The organism is Pseudomonas sp. AG1028 (genome assembly GCF_007993955.1).
In the GTDB taxonomy this organism is placed as follows: domain Bacteria; phylum Pseudomonadota; class Gammaproteobacteria; order Pseudomonadales; family Pseudomonadaceae; genus Aquipseudomonas; species Aquipseudomonas straminea.
Genome location: NZ_VIVP01000023.1, coordinates 1 through 1,781, shown reverse-complemented (window position 1 = coordinate 1,781; position 1,781 = coordinate 1). Strand labels below are relative to the sequence as shown.

Genomic DNA, 1,781 nt, shown 5'->3' with positions numbered 1-1,781 from the left:
GCGCCCACAACAGGCCGGATATACGAATGCAACCGCGCTGACGACAAGTGCAAAAGAAAAGCTTTGCTCACTACTTGTGGGGAGAGTCCATATACACTTGTTAGGGTGTGAGTGGATAAATTTCGCCGTCATCGCCTTGAACTTTTGCGCCGAGAGCTTTAGAAATTTTTATGAGTTTATTAATGGCGTTTTCAGATGGGTTCTTTGTGTAGATTTCGCAAAGTTCGGGGTTGTACCAAATGGGGAATTGCTCAAGTTCAAGAGATACCAAGAAATCATTTGTTGAGTTTTTATTGTCGCGCTGGATTTGGCTGTCCGTTTTTACGTAATTATTCCATTCTTCGCGGCTTATGCACGGGCCGTTCTCGTCAGCCCAAAAATATTTTTTAGTAATATGGAGATCATAACCTGCATAGACGAATTGGCTTACCATTGCCAAAAACGCAGCGAAGATTAATTTCATGCGTAGCCCTGAAGATCAAGCTAACAGGCGAGCAAAAGCGCAGCTTTTGCGAGTCCAGTGAGCGAAGCGAACGGTACTGAGTGACTTGTTATGTTGCATTTCACTGTGCTGCTTTTATAGGGCCGTTTAGGTTTGTTTGACCTACTGCGCCCTGTCCGGCGGTCTGCTCGGTCATTACTTTTCCAAGATAAAACCCGATGAATCCGGATATAGGGGTTGTAATTGCGGTAGTGATTGCAGCTACAAGAACTGGCTTTATAAGCCACTCTCGAAGCGAGTTTTTGCCATGTGCATTATCAATGTCTTCAAGTTTTAATCTACTGAAGCGAAGTAGATCTTTACCGCTTTTTGTTAGGGAGAGACTTTTATAGAAGACTTCTCCGTCTACGATCTCTTCTTCTCCGTAAATATATCCTTTCTCGACACCATCCCAGATGGAGCCTTCATACGACATTCGATGGGCTCGTCTCAGAGATCCATTATCAATTTCTGCTAGATATTCAAACATGACGTGCCTGTGCAATATAACGTTTGGTTAAGGGGCGGGCTTTAGCCCGTCCCAGTGAGCGAGGCGAACGGTTTGAACCACTAGTTAGACGCTGTACTGAATCGTGCGGATAGCCTACAAAAATATGATGCACACCCTTGAACACGAAATTAATTTTTTGATTTAACCAGTTCGAGATACCGCATTAAGCCCTTTGCAAGGCTTTCATCTTCGATATAGAAGATGTTCTCGGTTGCGGGCTCACGCATACGGGCTGCATTCACAATTAGTTGTCCAAGCCGCAGATCCGGATTGCTCTGCCAAACCTCACGAATTAAGTCCAGCACCTCATCGATGCGTTCTGGGTCTCTCATGTTGTAAGCGCCTAACAGTGATCAGATAGAATTCTGCATTAACGCAATAGTAGAGCGTTCTATATAAGTACGCATCGATCGCCATCACATAAATAAAAAATCTATCTTAATCAATCATTTATACGGTCTCTGCTGACGGCGGCCGGTATTCGCTTGACTTCCGCTTTTAGCTCATCCATTACTACTGTACAAAAAAACAGCTCAGGTAGATCGACATGGACAGTCCTCCCGCCAAGCCACGCCTGCGTGAGCAGGTAACAGCCGTGATGCGCACGCATCATTACAGCATCCGAACCGAAAAGTCGTATTGGTACTGGATTCGTTATTTCATTTGCTTCAATGGGTTACGTCATCCGTTGGAGCTAGGTTCTGTACGAAAAGTACTGCCTTAAGCATCGCAGCGCGCAAGCCAGCGTGACCATCGCGCCAAAACTTCTGGCGAGCTTGTCGTAGCGGG

The 1,781-nt window shown here is 45.5% G+C and carries 4 protein-coding genes and 1 pseudogene; 1 reads left to right on the top strand and 4 read right to left on the bottom strand.

The features are described 5' to 3' along the window. Positions 1-100 precede the first annotated feature (100 nt). The 3 genes from FB481_RS23095 to FB481_RS23085 form a co-directional block, all read right to left on the bottom strand. A complete protein-coding gene (locus tag FB481_RS23095; protein ID WP_147178121.1) occupies positions 101-463 on the bottom strand; it encodes a hypothetical protein in 363 nt (120 codons plus the stop codon). Between the two features lie 100 nt (positions 464-563). After that, on the bottom strand, positions 564-917 hold the full coding sequence (locus FB481_RS23090; protein ID WP_147178119.1) for a hypothetical protein: 354 nt from the start codon (positions 915-917) through the stop codon (positions 564-566). A gap of 203 nt (positions 918-1,120) precedes the next feature. After that, on the bottom strand, positions 1,121-1,324 hold the full coding sequence (locus FB481_RS23085; RefSeq protein ID WP_147178117.1) for a DUF1040 family protein: 204 nt from the start codon (positions 1,322-1,324) through the stop codon (positions 1,121-1,123). Positions 1,325-1,539: 215 nt separating this feature from the next. Between FB481_RS23085 and FB481_RS23080 the strand changes: the two genes are divergently transcribed. Then, positions 1,540-1,716 (top strand): phage integrase N-terminal SAM-like domain-containing protein, encoded by a 177-nt coding sequence (locus FB481_RS23080; protein ID WP_147178115.1) that lies wholly within the window; start codon positions 1,540-1,542, stop codon positions 1,714-1,716. On the opposite strand, the pseudogene FB481_RS23075 reads toward FB481_RS23080, so the two are convergent. Next, a pseudogene (locus FB481_RS23075) lies at positions 1,687-1,781 on the bottom strand (IS5/IS1182 family transposase); the annotation flags it as partial. The gene FB481_RS23080 and the pseudogene FB481_RS23075 sit on opposite strands and share 30 nt — an antisense overlap.

What these genes read in the sequence shown, in the direction of transcription:
- FB481_RS23095 (WP_147178121.1), bottom strand. Translation starts at nt 463, where the DNA reads ATGAAATTAATCTTCGCTGCGTTTTTGGCAATGGTAAGCCAATTCGTC.
- FB481_RS23090 (WP_147178119.1), bottom strand. Translation starts at nt 917, where the DNA reads ATGTCGTATGAAGGCTCCATCTGGGATGGTGTCGAGAAAGGATATATT.
- FB481_RS23085 (WP_147178117.1), bottom strand. Translation starts at nt 1,324, where the DNA reads ATGAGAGACCCAGAACGCATCGATGAGGTGCTGGACTTAATTCGTGAG.
- FB481_RS23080 (WP_147178115.1), top strand. Translation starts at nt 1,540, where the DNA reads ATGGACAGTCCTCCCGCCAAGCCACGCCTGCGTGAGCAGGTAACAGCC.